The sequence below is a fragment of the Cerasicoccus frondis genome, from assembly GCA_031296915.1.
In the GTDB taxonomy this organism is placed as follows: domain Bacteria; phylum Verrucomicrobiota; class Verrucomicrobiia; order Opitutales; family Cerasicoccaceae; genus Cerasicoccus; species Cerasicoccus frondis.
This window is the reverse complement of record JAVDPC010000008.1, coordinates 196,847-219,439: the sequence shown is the minus strand read 5'-3', so window position 1 is coordinate 219,439 and position 22,593 is coordinate 196,847. Positions and strand designations below refer to the sequence as shown.

General features: G+C 52.1%; 16 protein-coding genes. 4 read left to right on the top strand and 12 right to left on the bottom strand.

The genetic code is table 11. From position 1 onward, the window contains the following. Window positions 1-318 precede the first annotated feature (318 nt). The 8 genes from RBB63_RS09025 to RBB63_RS08990 form a co-directional block, all read right to left on the bottom strand. Window positions 319-924 (bottom strand): PEP-CTERM sorting domain-containing protein, encoded by a 606-nt coding sequence (locus RBB63_RS09025; RefSeq protein WP_309383313.1) that lies wholly within the window; start codon window positions 922-924, stop codon window positions 319-321. A 777-nt stretch (window positions 925-1,701) separates the two neighbouring features. Continuing rightward, window positions 1,702-3,435 carry a choice-of-anchor Q domain-containing protein gene (locus tag RBB63_RS09020; RefSeq protein ID WP_309383311.1) on the bottom strand — a complete coding sequence of 578 codons (1,734 nt, stop codon included), beginning with the start codon at window positions 3,433-3,435 and terminating at the stop codon, window positions 1,702-1,704. Then, complete coding sequence (locus RBB63_RS09015; RefSeq protein ID WP_309383309.1) at window positions 3,422-5,431, bottom strand: sodium:solute symporter family protein; 2,010 nt, start codon at window positions 5,429-5,431, stop codon at window positions 3,422-3,424. Before RBB63_RS09015 ends, RBB63_RS09020 begins: the two co-directional genes overlap by 14 nt. 9 nt (window positions 5,432-5,440) lie before the next feature. Further along, window positions 5,441-6,829: an endo alpha-1,4 polygalactosaminidase gene (locus tag RBB63_RS09010; RefSeq protein WP_309383307.1), complete on the bottom strand. Its 1,389-nt coding sequence runs from the start codon at window positions 6,827-6,829 to the stop codon at window positions 5,441-5,443. Window positions 6,830-6,845: 16 nt separating this feature from the next. Continuing rightward, on the bottom strand, window positions 6,846-7,487 hold the full coding sequence (locus RBB63_RS09005) for a type II secretion system protein (protein WP_309383305.1): 642 nt from the start codon (window positions 7,485-7,487) through the stop codon (window positions 6,846-6,848). Between the two features lie 22 nt (window positions 7,488-7,509). Beyond that, window positions 7,510-8,196, bottom strand: a complete 687-nt coding sequence (locus RBB63_RS09000) for a PEP-CTERM sorting domain-containing protein (RefSeq protein ID WP_309383303.1) — start codon at window positions 8,194-8,196, stop codon at window positions 7,510-7,512. 49 nt (window positions 8,197-8,245) lie between these two features. Further along, window positions 8,246-9,268, bottom strand: a complete 1,023-nt coding sequence (locus tag RBB63_RS08995; protein WP_309383301.1) for a LacI family DNA-binding transcriptional regulator — start codon at window positions 9,266-9,268, stop codon at window positions 8,246-8,248. 32 nt (window positions 9,269-9,300) lie between these two features. After that, a complete protein-coding gene (locus RBB63_RS08990; protein WP_309383299.1) occupies window positions 9,301-10,449 on the bottom strand; it encodes a Gfo/Idh/MocA family protein in 1,149 nt (382 codons plus the stop codon). A 102-nt stretch (window positions 10,450-10,551) separates the two neighbouring features. Between RBB63_RS08990 and RBB63_RS08985 the strand changes: the two genes are divergently transcribed. From RBB63_RS08985 to RBB63_RS08975, 3 genes are read left to right on the top strand one after another with little or no spacing between them, the layout of a single operon-like run. After that, window positions 10,552-11,688, top strand: coding sequence for a phosphotransferase enzyme family protein (locus RBB63_RS08985; RefSeq protein WP_309383296.1), 1,137 nt, complete (start codon window positions 10,552-10,554; stop codon window positions 11,686-11,688). 26 nt (window positions 11,689-11,714) lie between these two features. Next, complete coding sequence (locus RBB63_RS08980; protein ID WP_309383294.1) at window positions 11,715-12,608, top strand: sugar phosphate nucleotidyltransferase; 894 nt, start codon at window positions 11,715-11,717, stop codon at window positions 12,606-12,608. Continuing rightward, window positions 12,601-13,581 carry an NAD-dependent epimerase/dehydratase family protein gene (locus RBB63_RS08975; RefSeq protein WP_309383292.1) on the top strand — a complete coding sequence of 327 codons (981 nt, stop codon included), beginning with the start codon at window positions 12,601-12,603 and terminating at the stop codon, window positions 13,579-13,581. The genes RBB63_RS08980 and RBB63_RS08975 overlap by 8 nt, the downstream gene beginning before the upstream one ends. Here RBB63_RS08975 and RBB63_RS08970 read toward each other — a convergent pair. The 4 genes from RBB63_RS08970 to RBB63_RS08955 form a co-directional block, all read right to left on the bottom strand. Then, window positions 13,562-14,575 carry a LacI family DNA-binding transcriptional regulator gene (locus RBB63_RS08970; protein ID WP_309383291.1) on the bottom strand — a complete coding sequence of 338 codons (1,014 nt, stop codon included), beginning with the start codon at window positions 14,573-14,575 and terminating at the stop codon, window positions 13,562-13,564. The two genes, RBB63_RS08975 and RBB63_RS08970, sit on opposite strands and share 20 nt — an antisense overlap. Before the next feature lie 187 nt (window positions 14,576-14,762). Then, window positions 14,763-18,695, bottom strand: coding sequence for a discoidin domain-containing protein (locus tag RBB63_RS08965; protein ID WP_309383289.1), 3,933 nt, complete (start codon window positions 18,693-18,695; stop codon window positions 14,763-14,765). Between the two features lie 416 nt (window positions 18,696-19,111). Next, window positions 19,112-21,337: a fibronectin type III domain-containing protein gene (locus RBB63_RS08960; protein WP_309383287.1), complete on the bottom strand. Its 2,226-nt coding sequence runs from the start codon at window positions 21,335-21,337 to the stop codon at window positions 19,112-19,114. A gap of 220 nt (window positions 21,338-21,557) precedes the next feature. Further along, on the bottom strand, window positions 21,558-22,322 hold the full coding sequence (locus RBB63_RS08955) for a spherulation-specific family 4 protein (protein ID WP_309383285.1): 765 nt from the start codon (window positions 22,320-22,322) through the stop codon (window positions 21,558-21,560). A 16-nt stretch (window positions 22,323-22,338) separates the two neighbouring features. Here RBB63_RS08955 and RBB63_RS08950 point away from each other — a divergent pair, with 16 nt between their 5' ends. Beyond that, window positions 22,339-22,569, top strand: a complete 231-nt coding sequence (locus tag RBB63_RS08950; RefSeq protein ID WP_309383283.1) for a hypothetical protein — start codon at window positions 22,339-22,341, stop codon at window positions 22,567-22,569. The last annotated feature ends 24 nt before the right edge of the window (window positions 22,570-22,593 follow it).

The window sequence follows — 22,593 nt, the reverse complement described above, 5'->3', positions numbered from 1 at the left end:
TCAGCGCGGTCTGAATCGTTCAAATCTATGGGCTCACTCGGGCGTCCTGGTCGTGCCATGAACGTAGAATGATGCATCGTATGGTTTTGCCAAGAACTAAGCTAACGGAACACTAGTTAGTGTTTTCAAATCCATGCCGCCATCAACAGCTTTAATTTGAAAACACTCCATAGAGCACGTCATCGATAAAAAGATAGAAGACTTGCTCAGGGCATATCTAGCGTACTAAGCACAATGCATTCAATGGCTGCCTAAATACTCTTCAGAATTCGAACTGATTGAAGTTAGAGAGCATCTTTGATGCGGCAGGTCTGCGGCCTAGCAATGCTGGGCGCGTTTGCGCCACACGTAGACTGCACTCAAGCTGAGCAGCGCCAGCACCAACCCATAGTGGCCTGGCTCTGGGACGACTGATGTGCTCTTACTATACTCAACTTCGTATAAGATGACACTCCCTTTGAAGACTCCATCGAGGTACTTCTCCGTATAAAACCTCAGACCGCCTTCGAAGTGGGTGAAAATATTGTAGGTCTCGCCACTGGAACCCCCGAACTCTACCGTATCGACGTCATTATTGAAGAAGTCGACGATCAAGCTCGCACCCAAATTCGTATCGAAGGTAAACTCGATGTCATCTAGGCTGCGTGACGCCCCACCGATGGACTCTGCGACACCATTGCTGATTGCGTCATCCGTATAGATAAGGCTGTCGCCGTTATAGAGGTAGAAACTCAGGTCAATGAGGTCGCTCGAAGAACCGGAGCCACTGGTATCGGTGGACCACAGGATTTGCGCGCTGTCGAAGAGGGTGCCGTCCAGGTCCTGCTGGTCAAAAGTCACCTCTGTCATATAGAAAGTGATTGCGCTCAAGGGCAGGCAGGCGAACAGGATACCGATGGATGATGTAAGGAGTCGTATTTTCATTTACGTAGTATTGGCGAAGTTAAGCAATGTATTTCATCCAAGCCTTTGGCTTAGCGTGTTGGCTAATGATGAGATAGGTGTTTGAGTAAGTCAAGGCCAGGGCGGAGGGAGTCCATCGGACGACCATAGCTCCGGTCTTGACGGATGGAAGCGAAACATGATCGATAATTGGCCGTCAAAACGTTGAAGACCCGGAGACCTGCTCAAAGGGAATATTATCGGTCAATATAGGATAATGTTACGGATGTTGATTCGTATTTCTGAAATAGCTTAAGTCGCTACCGCAGCATACCATCAATGCCTCGGTTGGGATCTGGCAATGCCTCGCCGAGGATCTGCCAGTTCCTCGGTTAGGAGTTATCAGTTCCTCGGCGAGGAATCGTTAGATCCTCGGGCAGGAATTGACAGTTTCCTGAACGGACGCCAGATAGTTGCGAACGAGCAGCGACTGATTCATTCAGTTTGCCAAGACCCGACTAAACATTAAAATAACTATTTATTGATTCCTATCAATATTTACAATCTACGTTCGCCCCAGCTTTTCCCGCTCCAACTCTCTCCCCCCTAGCCGACTATCATGTCAAGAATCTTGCTGATTTACGCAACTTGGAACAAACCAACAGATAGTTTGTAATCGATGCTCCAGCTCTTCTATAATAAAATGTCCCTACAGACTAAACATAACAAGGAGAACAGCCTTCCATTTGAATATTAATAGTGCGTGCGATTCCGAAGGGTTGGTGAAAGCCTGCCACCCACCATAACCAGAACATTAAACTAGTAGATCACTATACGAAAGAATATTGGATCAATGCTGGTGAGCGATTGTTCATGAACCGCAACGCTAGATAAGTCATGTTGACCAATCCAAACTCCAGGCGCCTGGAGCCATTCCTCAAGGTTGTTGCTATATTGAAGACCACACATCCAGCCTGGATTCGCTGTCATGGAAAAATGGACCTCTTGGTCAATCGCCTCAATGCTAGCGCCACCCCAAGTAGAGGCTTCTGCGCCGAACTCATAAGCGCCCGCATCCGGACTCTCCCCTGCTGTGCGCCCAAGGCCATCTAAATCCCGCACGCCTGCGGCTTCACTCGTTGAGCCGAGGTCGATAGCAGGAGACTCCGTAGTCAGTCGAAAATCATCCGCAGCAGCATCGATAAAACCGGGCGCAGCAAACACCTCCTCCGCTCCACTTAGGGCAAGGTTATCATACGCGGCCCAACCCTCGATCCAATCGCCCCCCAAGACCCAAACCGGCGTCTCCGGCCCGTAATAAAGGTTACGATTAATCACAAGCCCCGAGGCATCGTTATTCCATTGAACGATGAAGGTATTGTATGCCCCCGACTTAGTAATGTCGTGGTAAAAGATGTTGGCGGTAATTTCGGTATCGATCACCTGGTATTGAATGTGCAGTTGACCAAATTCATCGCCGTTGGCCTGTGTGTCATTGTTATAAAACGTATTGTGCGTAATGACGCAATTTGCCGCGCTCCCCGTGGAGCCAGACTCATAGCCGCCGATGAACAGTCCGGCCATCAAGCATTCGGTCAGCAAGTTGGACCGCACGATGACATTCGAAGTCGACTTGCCGAGATGCTCGGACGCCACCTCAACGCCGATATCACACATGCTCACTTGATTGCGCTCGATGACGATATCCCGTCCGCCATCGACGTATATCCCTGCTGAGGATGGTCCGCTGTAGGACGGATTACCGACCGTCGAAATGCCACTGACTTGGTTGCCGCTGATCCATCCGTTCCGCGCTTGGTCCAATGCATCGGTCGGACCAACGCCTTCATAGCCGATGCAATCAATCCCGATGTTATCGCAGTCGAAAACTGAATTCTCTATGATTCGAAAACCATCTACGTTGCCATTAATCACCAGCGCTTCACTGGAACCAAGCGTCAGGTCTCGTACGGTATTGCCCAAGACCAAGAGGTCGCTGATCGATATGGTTTCCGTACCGAATACACCGATGCCATGTGCGTCACGCCCGGATCCATTAGCCCGAGGATTTGCGAGCGTAGCGATTTGCTCAACCGTGTTGTTAACCAGTTCAACACCTGTGCCCGATCCCTCATAAAGTATGCCAACGGGTACCTGATCGCGGTTGCTAGTCGATAAGTTTCGAAGCGTCAGTCCCTCAACGCGCACGTAGGAACAGTCCTGCAGCTCGACCAAGCCCATACGGCCCGAAACGTTCATCGCGGAGCCATCAATCACCACCGCTTCGCCGTCATAAGCACGAATGGTAATGTACGCGCCTTCGCTGCCTGATTGATTGATCAACAGACGCTCTGCGTAAGATCCCGCGCGCACGTTGACGCCATCTCCCGGCGCCACCTGGGTGAGCGCGTGTGCAAAGGTTGCCCATGGCGCATCGATGTCTCCCGCTGCTGAATCACTGCCATTGCCAGCCAGATAATATTCGGCAGCCGATGCTCCGACTGGAACCATCGCCAAGGCTACATAGCCAAGTAACGTTTCAAAGTTTATCATGCTCATGTAGGTCATCGGCATTCATCCCATCAACGACGGTGCCGTCATCATCCACGTCCAGTTGCACTTCATTGAGATCAGCAAACATGCGGCGCACATCCCCCACCCCGCCGTAGATAAACCAGCCGGTGGTAAAGATGCCAAGGATTACGGATATCCAGAGATTCACTTGCCAGAAAGTAATCCAAGTTTCCTCGCTGACGCCAACGGTTAAATTAACCGCGCTACCAATCAAAAATACGCACCACCAGCCAATCACCCAAACAATTGTGCCGATGTAGATGACTTTATCCCACCTCGAAAACTCCGGGCCCATGCCCAAATTGCGCCAAGACTTGATTGGCTTCTCAACGGAAGGATCATCCGCACGCCGATACTCTCCACGATGCAGGAGCTTGTCCATGTTATGCGCGTAGTTCTGCAAGAGCGAGAACACCACATAGCCGACAATCGCACACAGCATCGAAAAGAACATCATCTGACGCCCGTTAAAGGGAAAATCATGCGCGATACTTTGCAACGCAGAGTTAGCCGGGAACCACTCGAGCAAGACTGGTGCGACTTCTGCCCAATAGGACTGTAGCAGCAGCCCCCCCGCCGAGAAAGTTGCGCCAATAATCATCGCCGCCCATGCCCCAGCCGTCGTGCCACGCTTCCAATAGAGCCCGCCAATGATCACAGAGCCCGCCCCTCCGAGGAATATCGCCCCCGTGATATCAAAGAACATATATATGTAATCACGCAGAGGGAAGATCATGCTAAAACACCACGCAAAAAACGCCACGCCCAGCAAACCACAGCGTAAGAGTAAAATGTGCTGCTTCATGCTCAGCGGTTTCTTTCGAAATGGCAGAATCACGTCCTGGATAAATATGCTGCTCCAAGAGTGCAGGTAAGTGTTATCCGTGCTGACCGCCGCCGCCACGATCACCGCCGCAAGTAGACCGGTGACGCCAATTGGAAGGATATGCTGCAAGCCGACCGGCACCGTCATTTGATGGCGAATGGCAGGCTCGCTAAACTGACTCAGGTCGCGCGTAATCTCAACTGCTTGCTCGCTGAAAACAGGATTGTGCAACACAGCAAACACGCACAACGGCATCAGCAACATTGCCATGCCCTGCGCCATAGCCCGCCAGTTGCCCAAAATGCCCGCCATACGCGCCTCATGCGGCGAGCGGGCCGAGGCGTTGTAGGCGCTGCTCCCTTGCCAGGCTCGCGTGGTGTAAACCACCATGAAAACGCCGATCAGGTAGTAGCCGATGTTGAAATCATCCATACCACCGGCTTGGAACGGATGAATCATTGACTGATCAACTGGCCGCGTTTGAAGCCCCGCAATAATGTCGCCCCAATTAAACATCCACAGGAGGAAAATCAGGATCACCATAAACGCGATGAGGCTAAACATCGACTGCGCAAAGTCAGTCAGCAGCACTGTGATTTGACCGCCCAGAAAGACAAACAGCAGCGCAATGAGCAGCTCGATCGCCATGACGATAGGGAACACCGCCACGGGCGTCCCGAAGATCATGACCACATCCGGCAATTGACAAAAGTGGATAAAGAACCGCGCCGTAATCGCTGGAAAAACTCCGTAATTAATCAGCCCCGAGAGAAATGCAAGCAGCCCACAAAACACACGAAAGCTTCTGCTGTAGCGCATCTCGATGAACTGTGGCATCGTCATGGAGCGCGTTTGCCGGAAGCGGTAAATGACGAAGCCCGAAAGCGCAATGATCAGCCCGAGTGGCGACAGAAAATAGCTCCACCAGATCGGAACAAAACCGGCTTGGTAGGTGATTTCAAAAGCGCCCACAATCGTGATCGCGCCGAGTCCCGCGATCCCTTCCGAAAGCGTCAGCAAGTAACGACCGGCGCAGCGGTTGGCCACGAGGTAGTCCGCCACCCCACGCATGTAGCGCCGCGAGTAGAGCACGAGGCCCAAGAGAGCGAGTAGGAATACCGTGACGATTCCCCAGTCGATAATGCTCATAGAAAGACCTTAGTTGAGCGACTTAAGCCGAACCTGCTCCACCCACATGAGATCGGGGCGATCCGGAGAGCCCATACCATCCTCTTGCACCAGGCGCAAAGCAACGATGTCCATCGCGTCGAATTTCAAGTCGTTGCTTGACTGTTCGTTGTCCTCAACGGCAACCACCGGCACCCACTCTTCCGCCTGATCTGCGGGCATGACTTCGACACGAAATTCGCGCGCTTGGTGGTGGACTCCATTGTCAAATGCCCAGTCCACTGAGAGCCCATCGGCAGAGACTGGTTGTGGAAATTGAAACTCCAGAAAATGCTCACCACCTCTTTCCCAGGACGCCCAGGCGCGGCGACGCCAATCCAGTTGCTCACGGTCAGCGATTCCGTCGACCACCGGCGTCACATCGTAGTCCGGATAAATCGAACTTGGCGCCACCTTTGTTCCCTCGGGAAAGCCGTTCGTCGGCTCCGGCAGTTGATAAGTCATGCGCTCGGGAGTGTTCTGCAGTTCGAGGTATTTTTCATCCGGCGCGGGTGAGTAATCGATGTCGTAGATGGCGTCCAGGTAGATAGTCGACACCTCTGGCACGTAGCCAAAGGTCAATGCACGGTCCATGGCGATGCGTGTATTTTCATGTTCAGCCGATTCCGCGTAATCCAGCGCCAGCACCACTATTCCATGCTCGTCCATAACGGGCTTGAGCACATCGCGCCACAACACAAGACCGTAATCCCAAGCCGATGGCTTCAGCAGCATGTACTCCTTTGCCGCAAAATCATAGCTCGCCGTGCCGCTTTCAAACATGACGCCATCGACCGTATCGGCAAGGAATGGGATCGTGTGGAAGCCACGGTTGATCACGATTACGCTATCCGGCTGTTGAGAGCGCAAATCTTTTATGAGCGAAATCATCGCGTCCTTGGATTCCGGGTAAAGCTCGCTGGTGTCCACCGTATCGAGGAAGAAGCCATCGACGCCGTATTCATCGCGCATGGCGGCAGTTCTCTTCAGGAAATATTCACGCCAGGCCAATTGACGCGCATCGGCGTAGTAGGAGTTCCAGATTTTGTTTTTATCCGGCGCATCGTTGCCATCGCGGTCAAAATATCCGGAGTCCATGCCGCCAGGCCCTTCACCATCCCCCACGCGCAGGGCATCGTCTTCCCCGATGCTTATGTAGCCAATGACAATAGCGCCCCCCTCTTGCATTTGCGCAATTGACGCAGGGCTTTGCTGCTGGGTCTCGATGATCACAGCGCCTCGCGAAACGAGCTCCTCGACCTTGCCCGGGCCATAATAGCAGGCATAGGAATCGATCCGCTGGAATCGGTCACGCAAATCGGAGGCATGGGTCAGGCACGCAACCCAAAGAAAGGCCGCGAAAGGGAATATTAATCGCATGGTTATTGGGGTAAGGTTATTTAAAATCCGGCATCTCTCGAATCGGCACGAAGTAAGGTTCCTCTGCGGTAACTTCGGCGTAATCCAAAGTGTCCACATGGCCATCAAGGAACAGCGCCACTACAAGGTTATTGCCATAGCGGTCCGGGTCCGCCGGATGATCAGGAGCAATGTAGCCCCAGCAATCAGTCTTGGGCCCATCGGCAAGCACCAGTGTCTTCGAAGGATCGGCAAAGATGAACTGCGACAGCACATGATCGCCTTCACGGGATGTATCGCCAAGATGCCGCCCCATCACCACGTAATTCCAGCCATAGGAAATAGTCTGAGCCAGCGTAGTGTCGTCGGTGTCGTTAAACTCTTCATGGGCCGGACTGTGAAAGATGTCCGTATCTTCGCCAAGGTATGGGAGCAGCAATTGCCACCAATATTGGCCGGTGTTATAGTTATGCCACACCGGTATATTATTGTCGTGCTCTTGCGCATACATCTGGGTTCCGCCTCCAATGTTGCGCACATTGGAGATGCTGTTCGTGAGTAGACTTTTCTCACGAACAGCGCCTAGCACTGCGATGAGGATACTCGCCAGTATGCCGATTACCGCCACACAGACGAGTAGCTCCACCAAAGTGAACCCAGATTGCTTACGCCATTCCATATCGTAGCTGTGTAAGCAGATATTATGCTCGGTTGCGGCGACGAAGCAAGGTAATCGCGCCAGCCAGCCCCACAAAAATCATTGCATAATGAGCCGGCTCAGGAACCGAAGCAAAGGTATAGACACCGGCCCCGATGAAGTCATCCAGCGTGGTCCCGTTGCTATACATGGCGATCGCAAAAGTGTCATTCGGGAAAATTGTGGCGCCGCCTATTGTAAAGGTAGCCGAACGACTGATGGAAATTTCCTGCTCGCTGACCGTGGTATTGTAAAGCGCAATTGAGGCGCCACCATCGGTAATACCGTTGCCAGTATTGAAGTTCCCCGTGGTTTGCTCAAAGGGAAAATCATTTTGCCACCCTACCTCCGAGCCAATCAAACCCAAGCCATAAACATCGAAACCTGTTGCGGTATTGTTGTCATTATCAAGGGCAATGAATACTTGGGCATTAGCGCCATTGACGCCGACAGGGTTGTTATAAACCACGCGCAAGTAGAGGTTATTCTCGTCATTGGCTGCATACAACGTGAAGAAGTCAACAGGATCACCATCACCGGTGGTGTCAGAGGTCAAGATCGGCACACCGACCCAGTCTGAAAAATCACCATCAATGGTGATGTTTGCGTAGGTGCCTGCAACGGCCGATGCGCTAAGCGCAAGTGAGCCCAAAATGCCGCAGACCAGTTTCGTAGTGTTTATTGATTTCATAGTGATATGGATTTAATGAATGCTTTGAGGCTTGAAAAATTGCTTAAACCTAAGCGCCAGTGAAAGCGCCCACGGATGCGCGCGGCACGTAGTAGCTACCGATGACATGCTTAGCCAATGCGCGCGGAGATTCGCTCTCTTCGTCATCGAGCTGGGAAATAATGCTATCGACCGCAGTCTTCGCGATTTGACTGCGAGGTATGCCCACAGTGCTCAAGGAAGGCGTGGTGTAGGCGGTGAAGGCCAAGTCATCCATGCCGACAATGGAAATATCTCCCGGAACATTTAGCCCCATAGCATTGGCTTCATTCAGAGCGCCCATCGCCAAAACGTCCGTTGCACAAAATACTGCAGACGGGCGCTGCGAGGCGACTTGATGAAATGCCTTTTGGCCATCAGAAAAGCTGACCGAACCTTCCGCAATTAACTTTGGATCAACAGTGAGCTTACAATCTTCCAAGATACGCCGAAAGCCGTTAACCTTGGCTGTGATCCCAGTGCCGCCGATAAACCCAATCCGCTTGTGACCCAAGCTTGCCAGATCCCGCACTGCGTCGACCATTCCACTGAAAATATCCAACTCGACCACGATCTCTTTCTGAATCGGAGCCCAGGCGCGATTAGTCACGACAACCACCGGGCACCCCTGCACAGACTCTAATAGTCGAGCGCCACTGGTGCGACCATCGACGACGAGGATGATGCCATCCAGGCCGCCGCCGCCAGTCAGTTGACGCAACCGGTGGTTCTCGCCCTTACCAGTTCGGCTGAGTTCAAGATGAACCGCTTGCCCACGCTTTTCTGCCGCCTTGGCGATCTCTTGCGCGAGTTCCATGTTATAGTAGTCAAATATCGGGTCTTCCGAGAAACTATAGTAAAGACCAATCTGATTGGTTCGCTTCGAATTAAGTCGGCTCGCATGCACATTGGGAGAAAAACCACGAGCACGCGCTTCTTCCAACACGCGCTCACGCGTTTTTTCGCTAATGCGTCCGCGTCCGGAAAACGCACGGGAAACCGTCGCCGTCGAGACGCCGATTTGCTTTGAGAATTCTACAATATCGAGTGGCATTTGTAATAGTGTTTACGCAAAATATAGGAAAATTAGCGGTAGGAAGCTTCTCCCATGCCTACTTGGGCCAATTGACGAACTTCACAGAATTGTCCCGTTTCAGAGCTCTCTTTGGCCGCCAAGCAGGCATACACACTTTGTAACCCTGCCCAGATGTTCGAGATCGAGCTAGCCTCTCCACGAACAACCTTGAGGAAGTTGTCCGCCAATGCGCCATCGCCACCGTGGTGATGCAAGTCGCTATCTACGCGCACCGTGTCCTCAAACGGTTTAAAATGGTGCACCAGCTTCGCTTGATTTTCATACCAATCAAAACTCAGCGTCCCCTGGTGCCCCGAGAAAGTTGCCCCGCGACGCGCCGCTCCACGCTTGGAATAAAACACCTGCGTGTAGACCCCTTGAGCGCCGTTTTCGAACTCAATGAGCGCGCTCGATGCGTCCTCATTCATACCGGTTTCGGGCGTTCCAATTTGCTTAAAAAAACCGCAATTTGGATCGGGCTCGACATCGGCAAATTTTGCGTCTCGATAAACTCGCCCGCAGGACTTCATTGCGCCGACGCGAACGATAGGACTACGAAGACAAAAGGCTAAATAATCGAGGTCATGTGTCGCTTTTTGTAGGAATAATCCGGCTGTCACGCCGTAGTCTCGATACCAGGAGTTAAAATAAACGTCGCCATAGGGCACATAATTAACCGCCAGCACATGCTGCGGAATCCCGAGTGCGCCTTCATCCAATAGATGCTTAACACGAGCGCAAAGCGGTGATGTGCGTAGCGGAAAACTAACCACCACCTCTGTTTCCGTATTCTGATATGCAGCCTCCAATTCTAAGGCATCTTCAAGTGTCGTAGCGACGGGCTTTTCCAAAAATAAAGGCAATCCGGTGGCGGCAACATCGATCGCGTACTTCGCGTGTAAATTACAACGTGTTCCTACAGCAATCGCATCCACTCCTGCAGCCGCAAGCTCTTCAACTGAACGCACAAATTTGACTGCTTTCGCTTCTTTCTCGGGAAGCGCTTCACGCACGGCGGCTTCATCGGGGTCGATCGCAGCGACAATAGAAAGTCCGGGCTCTGCTTCACGCATACAGGTATTCACCATATGGTTCAGGCGCTTGCCTAGTCCAATTACTCCAATCTTCATGCTAGTCATAAAAACAATGCTCAAAGCCATCGTCAAGATTTTTGTGTAAATGTTTACGCATTTTCTTGCCAAATAATTCTACATCTCCTAAAAACGACGCCATACCCCCGATTCGAAACCAAAGAAAACTGCATGAATAATCAACCATCAGCGGACCTTTCAGCCATCGCCAAGCTGTTCAATATGCGGGCAGACTATGTCGTGTCCTCGCCCTACGGCAGCGGCCACATTAACGACACCTACTGCGCCGAATACGATCAAGCAGGACATCGGCTACGCTACATTCATCAGCGGATCAACAAGAGCATCTTCAAGAAACCCGAGGCGTTGATGGAAAACATCCAACGTGTCACTGACCACAATCAGTCGACCCTCTTACGCGAGGCAAATCCCGAGCGCCTACGCCGCGGCCTAACGCTCATCCCCGCACACACGGGCAAGCCTTACGCAATAGACGCCCAGGGCGAGTACTGGCGAACCTACCTATTCATCGAGCGAGCACGCACGTATGATAAGATCGAATCACCCAAGCAAGCAGCAGCAGCAGCAGCAGCCTTTGCTCAATTCCAAAAGCTCGCCGCTTCGCTCCAAGGTGAGCGACTGCACGAAACTATACCTGACTTTCACCATACACCCAAGCGGTATGCGGCACTGTGCCAGGCGCTCGAAGAAGACGCACACAATCGCGCCATCACCGTTAAGGCAGAGATCGATTTTCTACATGCACGGCAGGACGACTTCGGAATGATCGTCGACCAAATGACTGCGGGCAACATCCCCGAGCGCGTCACGCACAACGACACTAAGCTGAACAACGTCATGATTGACGACTTCTCTGGCGAGGGCGTTTGTGTAATCGACCTGGACACCGTCATGCCCGGCAGCGTGCTCTACGACTTTAGCGACATGGTCCGCACCGCGACGAATTCTGCCCTCGAGGATGAAACTGACCTGAGCAAAGTTTCCATGCAAATGCCCATGTTCGAGGCGCTCTTGCAAGGTTATCTAAGCGGCGCAGCGTGTTTCCTTAACGACTATGAAAAGGAAGGCCTCGGCCAGAGCGCCAAACTGATGGCCCTGGAATGTGGCATGCGCTTCCTGACGGATTACCTACTGGGAGACACCTACTTCAAAATTAAACGCCCGGCGCACAACCTTGATCGCTGCCGCACGCAATTCGCACTCGTGAAGTCGATTGAGCAGCAGCAGTCGGAAATCGACCGCCTCATCCAGCGCACCTTTATCGATTCAGAATTCAACTACTCGTAAAAAAGTACTCTCAAAAACAACCAACCATGACACCCCCCACCCTCCTAATTTTAGCCGCCGGCATGGGTAGCCGCTACGGCGGCCTGAAGCAACTCGACGCCATGGGCCCAATGGGCGAGACCATGCTCGACTACGCGGTGCAAGACGCGATCAGCGCAGGCTTCGCGAAAATCGTCTTTGTCATCCGCCGTGACTTCGAAACCGAGTTTCACGAACACATCAGCAGTCGCTACGATACGCACATTGACTTGCAGTTCGCCTACCAGTCTCTTGATGACTTGCCTGCCGACTTCACGCCTCCACCGGGACGCACCAAGCCCTGGGGAACCGCCCAGGCCATCTATGCTGCGCGCAATGTGATTGCCGAGCCCTTTGCGGTAATCAATGCGGATGATTTCTATGGCAAAGAATCTTATCAAATCCTCGCCAGGCAGCTCTCCGCAACAGATGCATCAGCACTTGCAATCAGTATGGTGGGCTATCAGCTCATCAAAACCCTGTCGCCTCATGGCTCAGTGAATCGCGGCGTTTGCCAGATCCGCAAAGACAAGCTGAAAGCCGTCGAGGAATACACCGACATTGCCGCCAATGCCGCAGGCGTAATCATTGGAAAAAATCTTCAAGGCACTCAAGAAGTACTACGCTCCAACACCGTCGTCTCAATGAATTGCTGGGGCTTCACGCCGACCATTTTTGCCGCAATCGAATCGCATTTCATCGCATTCCTCAAAGAACGTGGGAACGAAATGAAGTCCGAATGCTACATCCCCACGGTGGTTGATGAATTGATCCATAGCGGAGCTGCCAAGTGCCAAGTCATGCTGACCAGTAGCCCGTGGTTTGGCGTTACTTATCCTGAAGACAGAACGCGCGTAGTCGCGAGCCTAAAAGAACTATCCGAAAGCGGACAATATGCCTGAAAAAACATTATCCTCACGACGGGTGCTCGTAACCGGCGGCGCTGGCTTCATCGGCTCACATACCGTCGATCAGCTTTTAGCTCAAGAAGTCGAAGTCTTAGTCGTCGACAACCTGGCCACCGGTAAAATCGAAAACCTCGATACAGCCAAAGCCTCATCCAGCTTCCGTTTTGAGCAATTCGACGTCGCCCGCAGTGATGTATTTTGCCGCACCGTAGAAGCATTTCGACCACACGCCATCATCCACCTTGCTGCCCTAGTGAGCGTGCAGGAAAGCATTCAAAACCCGGCGCTAAATTTTGAACGAAACGTCCTGGCGACACAGTCGGTAATCGATGCTGCTCAGCGCACACAGGTGGAAAACCTGGTCTTTGCATCTTCGGCCGCAATCTATGGCGACAATCCAAATTTGCCACTAAAAGAAAACGCGGAAAAGCGCCCACTTTCGCCCTACGGTGGCGCGAAATTAGCCAGCGAAGCACTGCTGCTCGCGGCCGCCAACACCTATCACATCAAAGTCACCGCCAACCGCTACTTCAATGTTTACGGCCCACGTCAGGATCCGAAGTCGCCATATTCCGGTGTGATGTCCATCTTCCTTGATCGCTTTACCCAAGGTGCTGCGCCGACTGTGTTTGGCGACGGTCAACAGACACGCGACTTCATTAACGTGAAAGACGTCGCCCGCATGAACGTGCTCGCAGCCAGCTCCACACAGCTAGGATTCATTGCGGTCAATGTTTGCACGGGCAAAGCCACGAGTCTGCTCGACATCCTCGAAGCGCTGCGCCTGCACTTTCCCGATACGCCAGAGACTGTCTTCAAAAATGCGCGCACCGGCGACATCATCCACTCTTTAGGCTGTCCTGATCGCGCGCGCAGTCTGCTAGGCTTCTCCGCTTCAGTTCCCCTGCAAGATGGGCTTGCCCACTACCTGCAAAGCACAACCAAAACTAGCCCTTTACTGAGCTAATTGATTCACGTTCGACAAAGAACGTGTTCACCGTGTGCATGAACTGAGGCGTAGCCGCTGTGTTGCCATCCGATGCGTTCATCACGTTTTCGAGCATCTGTAAGGCGCTCGCAGCGATCTTGGAGCGCGGCACGCCAATGCTGGCCAATGGCGGCGAGGTTTGCGACGCCAGCGCGAGGTCATCCATACCAACAATGGACAGTTGATCGGGCACGGAAACGCCAAGCTTAGCAGCGCCTTGCAAAGCGCCGATCGCCAACAAGTCTGTGCAACAGACAACTGCGTCGACCTTCTTTTTCAGCAAAACACCAATCGCCCGCTGGCCGTCCTCAATCGTCTTGGGCCCTTCTGCGATGAGTGACTTATCGAGCTTGAGCCCGCATGCTTCCATGGTGCTTTGGTAGGCCTTGAACTTAGTGCTATCCGATAAGCCACGGATAAAGCCGATGCGGCGATGCCGAAGCCGTACTAGGCATTTGACAGCCTGTTCGATACCGCTTTCAAAGTCCAAATGAATGAATCCTGTGGACGGATTTTTCGGCCAGACCTGATTCGCAATGACAATCGTGGGACAGTCGGAGATGACCTTTCCCAACCCGTCCAAGCTACGCTCGCTGTCCGCTACAATGATGACACCGTCAAGGCCTTTGCCCGCAATCAGATTATTCAGTTGCAAGTCTGGCTGCGATGGGCTCCTGAGCACTAAATGCAATGAGATGCCCCGTCCTGCGCACGCTTTGGCAATCTCCTGCGCGAGCTCCATATTGTAGTAATCAAAAATGATTTCCTCACCAAACGTGTAGTAAAGCCCGATCACGCCGCTAAACTTCGAGGACAAGCGACGCGCATTGATGTTGGGCGCAAAGCCATGCTTTCGCGCTTCCTCCAGGATTCGCTCCTGAGTCTTTTTACTGATACGCCCACGCCCGGAAAAAGCGCGCGATACTGTCGCGGTCGAAACGCCTACGATCTCTGAAAATTCACGAATGTCCATCTGCAGTATTGCCCCGCTTGCTTTAGTGCAAACCAAGAACTAGCATGCAGAATCGTGGGGAATCACCGTGACAGGGTAAAGGACAAACGCTTACGCAAATGGCCCTAATTATTCAGGTCCATTGCATTATCCATTAAAAATCAAGATATACGTAGAAAAACGGCAAAGCTGCCAGTTCAACGCCAAGCTAACGCACTTCGATTTCTGTCAGCCAAAGGATATTGGGTCGAATTTCCGGGCCACGCCGCGCAGGTTGGAGAATCTCTAAACTCGCCAAGGTGGCAGGCTCAAAAACAACTGTCGTCACATCAGTTGTCTTATCGTTTTGAAAACGAGTCAACTGGCGTCGATCTCCGTCTATAGTGCGCCCCTGTATGACCCCCTCTTGAGATGTATATGTGACGCCACCCTCATTATTCCAATAGAGCTTTACTTCACTTATCTCGACGGGCTCTGGAAATTCAAAGCGGACCCAATGTGGCGAAGCTGATTCCTCCGAAGCCCAGGCAGCTTCGTTAAACGCCATGCTAGCAGGCGGCTGGGTAACGCCATCGCGCAGCGGTGAAGGGCCATAACCTGGAAAATCGCTACTTGTTTCCACAAGCACTGCGGTGTCACGCACCACACTCGCCTGCTGGCCCAGGAATTGTAGCTTCACCTCGCTATCGAATATCTCAAAGCCCATCCCTGATGCCTTCAGCTCAACTGAACCGGACTCGCGTCCAGCAGCAGGAATCGGGATGTAGATAGTTTTCTCTTCGCCCGCATTTAGCGGAAATGCCTTACGCCCCTCCCCAAAATCGCCACTCCAACGGACATCGACCAAGCTGACCTGCTGGAGCAAATTCGTCATGCGCAGAGGAATTTGAGCGATCTCCTGAATCGAAATCACCTTGTCTTGCGGCAAGGCGACATCGACAGGATTCAAGCGCTTCCAGGAAAGCGGAATCGCCAAGCTATGCGCCACGCCTTCTTTTGAAATCAGAAAGCTTAGGCGGAACGTATCCTCGTCAAAATTCGCAGGAACAGTCAGCTCAAATTCACGCATCTCGCCAGCGGCCAAAGCGACGTCTGGCTTCTTTTCGATCGATGCCCCTACGGACAATAAGCTAACTCGGTCAACTAGCAAAGCGGCGCTGCTCACGTTTTCAATTTGGATGCGTATGTCCTGCTCCAAACCACGCACTGCAGGCTGTGGCAAACTGATCAGGAGCCTCATCTCCAGCGCCTGCTGATCCTGCATCGATTTCAACTGACTAAGCAACTGTTCGGCTTGTCCCAGACCATCTTTCCAACTACGGAGGAAATCCATTTCATTCGAGATTTCACTGCTGCGGAAAATCATGAAAAAGCGCACTTGCTCAGGTTGCAGAAAGACTGGAATCTCTGCACGCCCATTAGCATTTACCGAAAGCCATCCGGCATCGCCAGCTAAGGGGTTCAGCACAATCCAATCCTCTGCTTCTCCGGCTAGCGCTAATGCGATCTGACCAGAGGCCGGCGCCTTAGCAGTGTTGCGCACGGTTATGAATTGCGCTGAATCGCGATCGCCATAGAACTGCTCAAACTCGATAGAATCATTGGACGACAGCGCCGGTCCAACCGGTTGCCAGCCAACATTCGCCAGCCGCTGAATCCAAGGCATGTAACGCTGGAACCAATGCCGATCACGCTCATACCATGCAGCGTTTTCCCAGTATGGATCATTGGCGGCATCGTGACTAAAAAGGCTTGGTTGAAATGCCCAGTATAGACTGTCCTCAAAATAGCGCTTAGCAAACTCTGCCTCAAAGTGGTCGTATTTTCCATTCATCAAAAAGCCCCAGGCTTTCTGGCCTGACATCGCGCGTCGGTAGTTCAATTCACGGTCAGACATGCGCTCGTAATGCCCTTCATGAAACCAATGTGTCTCTTCACCCGGAATGTCGATATAGGGCATAAAGAACGGAAAATTCCAGCAAGGAAAATTGCCCATCAGATACTTGCCATGTTCACTCATGTAGCCACCCAATCCCGCGATGAATTCATACGCGGCAATAGGCGTAGCGAGTCCTGGCTTCATAGCTTCGGTGGTAAACGTTGCGGGGTAGTTCGTCACCGCCATGGCCTCAGGGTTGTAGTCCATGATGAACATGGCTGAAAGCGAATCTAGGTAGATGCCATCCACCTTCTCATGTGCAACTTGCTCCCGCATGAAATAAAACTCCGCCATTGCGCGATTAACCGGCGCCCCCGACGTAGTTGGCAACTCAGGATCGGTGCTGACCTCCATACGGGCGCCTGAATTCCAAGGCACATCCGAGAAGGTCATATTGATCTCGCCATCGGGCTTTCTCGCGGCGCCTAACACACCACCCGATGCAAATTCATTCGCCTTGCCAAAGCCGCTCACTGCGAGGCGCTCCATCATGCCAATGGCGTTGTCTGGCGTCCGCTCCATCCCACTTGGCATTGGCAGCCAGTAGAGCCATGGCTCAGTGTAAACTAAGGTCAGCACACCGTTGTCGTGGCAGAAATCGACGTCCGATCCGATTGCGCCGCCCTTCTCATAGTAGGCAAAACCGAAATCCTTTGGACTCGGAATTTTTGAGATATCCGTAAAGGGCATCCAAAGACCAACCTCATCTGGGCGACGCTCAAAAAGAGATGCATTCCGCTGATAAAATTCTGAAAGCGCTTGACGAAATGCCTGCCCCTCCACTGTCGGCCGACTCCGCAATGAAACGTGGAACGCTGCCTGACCCGGGAATTTTTTGGTCAATGGCGTAAGCGCGACATGATAGTCGATCACGAGCTGATCCCGATCAGTGTTTGCCGAAATTTTAAACACGCAAGGCTCGCTTAAATCCGTTTCGAGCACGAGCGCCTGCGCGCCATTGTCAACAACACCAAATGGATACTTCGAGACACTACTGTCCATCCCGTAAGGACTGCTTCCAACATGCGCGTATTCGATATTGTCGGATTTAATCTCACGGGCAAATTGCACGTCGTCATGCCACGTCCACCCGGCAAACGGCGTCTGCACTCCAATGCTAAAACGAAGCAGCCTCTCCCCTTCACTCTTTAGCTGGGCATACAGTTCCAGATCCCCGTGCTCGGATGATTGCGCAATGACGCGCCAGGCGACTCCGTCCGCTTTGCCTTGCCACTGGATCAGTCCTTCAGCTCGGCGCACGCGATCAGGCTGCAGGTCAAAGACTTCGCCAGACTTTGCATCGCAGAGTTCAAATCGCAATTTGAGTGGCTCAGCAAAACCCGTCGCATCCCAAGTGGGTTCAGACAGCCTCGCATCATTCCAAGGCAAAGAATCGAATCGTTCGTTGAAGGAAATGCTCAACGCATCGGGCACAAACTCGATGAGCTCCTCAACTAGATATTTTTTAGGCCCGACTTGTTGGTCGGGCCCGTTGAAAGAGTAGTCACCCATCGTGTCTTTATTCACCCGTTTAAGCCCTTGCGCGGGATACCGATCCAACACTTCCCAATTACTGTTCGTCCTCTCAACGCCGAACTCCATCGATTCCCCGGTTTCGATATTATCGATGGGATACACGACTCCGCCAGGGTTGACTTCGGGCGTCAGTTGATAGAGCGGTGTCCAATTCCAGCCGTTGTCCGTGCCAGCATGCTGGTAAAGCGTCAGCCCCTCAATCATGTAGTCTGCGCCAAAAGGCGCTAAACCCGTCGCGGTATCGCCGTCGTTGTTGATCAGGACACGCAGTCGCGCGGGCTCCACGCCATCTCCCAACACTTTCACCGCCAGTCCATTCCGGCCACTTCGGTAAAGGCTACCCCGGAAACCAGTATCCGAGACAGGATTCGCTGGCTCTAACTGTGCGTAATCGATTGAAATAGCATCGGTCTCAGGATAGCGTTCAACCACGCTCCAATCAGCATCGAAATTCTCCACATAAAGCCGCATCACCTTAAACTTTGGCAGGTCGTTGATGGTGTAAGTAAGCCACCCATCGGAAACCATATGCGGCACGACCCCCACCTGCTCCCACTCCCAGCCAGTGGCATAAGCCGGATAAGCGTAAAGCGTCGCGCCTTCGATCATATAGTCAGCGCCGTATTCGCCGAAGCCACTACTGGAATCGCTGTCGATATCAAACATGACACGCGTTTGCTGAACTTCAGCAGCTGACTCTTTAATCCCTACTTGTAAAGCGCCGCTCCCGGCATGCCCAACTGATACAGTGTCGATCGCAAGCGCTGGCGCAACCACCAAAGATAAGCCAGCAATACCCTGTAATGAACGCTTTAAGGTTCGATGAAAATCCAAAGAAAAGTCTATTGATCGCATGATGTATACGCGGGGTTAAGCTGTTTCAAAATTATTGCGTAAACATTTACGCAAATGTAAAGGAAGTCAAGCCCTTTGGAATATTTTTCTAATAAATAGTGGTCTGCAATGTGTGCACGACTACGAATCAAATAAGATAAAAACTCCAAGAAAAGAGCAGCGCGAGATCCCCCGCGCCGCCCCACTACTGGACGTATTTATGGAAAATTTTCCTATGCTAATATTAGCTAGAACGAGTAGCGGAAGGACGCTCCGCTGGTAGCGCCATCGGGATACCAATCGTACTCACCCGAGACTCCAGTATAGAACTCGTTATTTCCGAAACAGACAAAACTCATGGTCCCCGTTGGGCTGCCAATCCAGCTCAGCGGCAAATAGACCTCGCCCGTCGTTCCACTCCAGATGCGACCCACTTGAAAACCGCCGGCTGCCGGGGCTGCAATCCAACTCCAGTCAAGGCCAGTGCCATTGTACTGGTAGACGTTGACACCTTCGATCAAGTAGTCGGCGCCAATCGGAAAATTCGCGATGCCAGCGAATGAACCTTGGAAACCTGTCGCAGGATTGTCGTCGGTATCAATGAAGATCTGGAAGCCCCAGCTCACGTAGATATTCGTATCGTTGGTATAGGCGAAATAGAGGGTGCCCGTGTCCGTCGTGTGCGCCACCTGAATTTGACGCCAGTTCGCTTGATTACCGGAGCCAGAAATGTGGCTCGAATCACTCACTCCAACCACGTCATCTGGATCCCCGATATAGCTGCTTAGCGAACCCCATTCAGACAATAATCCGTCTAGCGTAATTGCGCTATTCAAAATCGGATTACTGAGCGCGGCGGAAGCGTAGTAGTTCAGACCTGTGTCTTCGGTGTTTTGATTTCCGAAGGCATCCTTGGCCACGACCTTGAAGTTGTAGTTCTTGTTAGCGGTCAGGCCCGTGATGGTGTATTCATTGGCCGAGCTGTTCGCCGGATCATGCCCCCAAGCCGGGTTGGCGTCGAAGGCGACGTCCGAATAAGTGGTCGACGTGCTGGCGGCGATATCAGTGACGATGATATCGTAAGTGATCGGATAGGACTGATCGATGGCGACATCCCAACGAACGATTGCTTCAGTCACGGCACTGCCCTCTTCCACTTCCTGCACGCCAACGCGAAACGAAGTCGAAGCGGTGTTGTAGAGCACGTTACCCGTGGTGTCCCAAGTCGGCGCGTTGTTGTCATTCGACGAATCCGGCAGCAAGTTCGCGAAGTCTGTGTCGACTGTAATTAGCAAACCATCTTCGCAGAGGTAGCCGATGTAGCCAAACTCCCGGATGTCTGTATTAAACGCATCGGTCACAATCCCCGTACGGCCAGACTCATACTCCAGACTGAACATGGTAAAGCCGTCGTCACGATTCGCTTCCGCAAATACCTTGGGCGCCACATTGTAGCGGTTTTCATTGTAGTATTCCGAGATTCCACCAGGACCGTCGGTGCCTGGATCACTGTCATAGCGGAAGCTTTCAAAAAGGAAGGCGTTGATATAAGGACGGATTGAGTAGTCGATCGGATACTCGCCAGTCACAGGACTCTGCAAGCCGGCGCTGAAGTAGAATGCGCCACGATTAGCGAACACAACTTTGTCCGTATAGTTATCGCTAATATATTTCACGGTGTCCCGCATTTCATCCACAGTCCAGGGATACCAACCCGCCGCATCATACGGTCCGGCGGTGTCCAGGGTATCGAGGAAAAAGCCATCGCAACCGAAGTTAGTTGAGCGATCACGTAAGTTCGCCGTGTCCCATGCACCAGCAATTTGCGCAAGGCCTGCCGTCAACGAACGACCAGTCACGCCAGTGCCACCGATACGCATATTGTTCAGAACCCAGCGCCAGTTCGTATCCGGATTTACCATGTACCCCAGGAAGATTGGATTATAGTCCGGATTGCCATCGGGCGTAAGGCGCGCAGTTGTCGTAACGGAAATGGCGCGCCCCGTACCATCGTAGGTAACCGTTTGAGAATCCACATCGACATAAAAGCTTTGCAGCGTATTGCCGGGAGTCGGGATGAGGTCACCGGTGGCCGAGTCATACTTTACCATGCCAGAACCACCAGCCAGAGGATCCTCAATCGCGTCGTTGATAAAGTCCTCGCCAATACTGATGTAACCGATGACGTAATCGACACCGTTGTCCTTCAAGTATTTGACAACTTCCGGCGTGCAGTGTGGTTGACCAGGATTAATCACGACAACGTCAAACGACGCAAGGCCGCTCATAATCGTGCTGTCCAGCACCCAGGTGCTGGGGTCACCGGTATTGGATGAGTAGTAGTCATCACCGTAATAGATGATGAACTTCGAGTCGGACGTGACGCCGGACATCGGGCCACGGGCTTCGGCGGGCGAAGATAGGGTGATCGCGGCCGTAAAGAGTGCGATCATGCCTGCAGATGCTTTATTCATGGTGCTATTGGTGTTGAATTGGATATACGATAAGCCGCTCAACGGACGCTTCCTCAAAGTAGAGTTTTTGAAGAAACAAACATTTGCGTAAGCGTTTACACTTTATTTCGCAAGAAAAATTTTTGATCTTCCCCGTAGAGGGTTGCTGAACAACTAGATAAAAAGGGGACGGAGCACACAGCTCCGCCACCAACAAAAGAACAAATAATCGCAGAGGCAGTTAGCGATAGATTACATCATACATCAACTCCCACCAAAAACTTGGCAGCTGATCGAATGGATTCCCCGCGAAAGTTTCATCCGTAATGTAAATGTATCGCGTATTACGACTACGCGCGATATCAGAGATCTCATTGACGTAATACTCTGACGGGGTAGCGACCATCGAATGTACAATCATCGCAAAATAGTCCTCAGAAAACGTCCAACGCCAACTAGGCACGGAATCCGAATAATAATCCCACGAGTAGCCTTCGTAAGTCACGAGCACATCGACCACCGGCCACCAAAGGTAGAGATCGGTGGCGTCGTTACCCGCGTTGCCTATAACCAGGAAGCCAGGATAGTTGTTTTTGATGTAGTGATAAATCTCGCTGTAATACTGAAGAGTGCCCAATGCGCCGTCTCCCAAGGTTTCATCAAGGAAAATGCCGTCAATGTCGTACCAGGCAACATACTGATCAATATCCGCTTTCACTTGGGCAATAGGTCTGGCGCTGTAAGTTGTCGGAACATATCCAATAACCAAACCTCCCTTTAGCCTTAGGTTATCAACGGCGTTATCATAATTGACATCGTAGGATGCCCCGGGCCCACTGGCGGGATTCATCACAGTGATAATATCAGCGCCGGCATCCAATCCAACGCCAATCATATCCCAATCACTACCCGACGGGGTGGGATAAAAATACGCCGGCACAATAACCGACAGCGGCCCTGCGTGAAGGAGATTAGCCGCGGTCAGGCCCAAGATTACAATTAACATTTTGAGATTCCGAATCATGATAGACAAGAGTTATGAGTTCATAGATGCCGTGAATCAGATAGCTCACGGCGTTCAAGATGGGGTTTATCAAAAGCAGTTTAAGCGAACTCAACCGCTGCAATGCACGCACTTCGAATATGAAGCTAAAGAACGCATGCTCGAAACAGTGCGGTTTCAGGAAAACAAAATGCGTAACCGCTTACAATACTTTTCCATCGAATATAGTCTAGCTGCTAATTCGAAATGAACCAACGGACTAACCGTGCCGTAT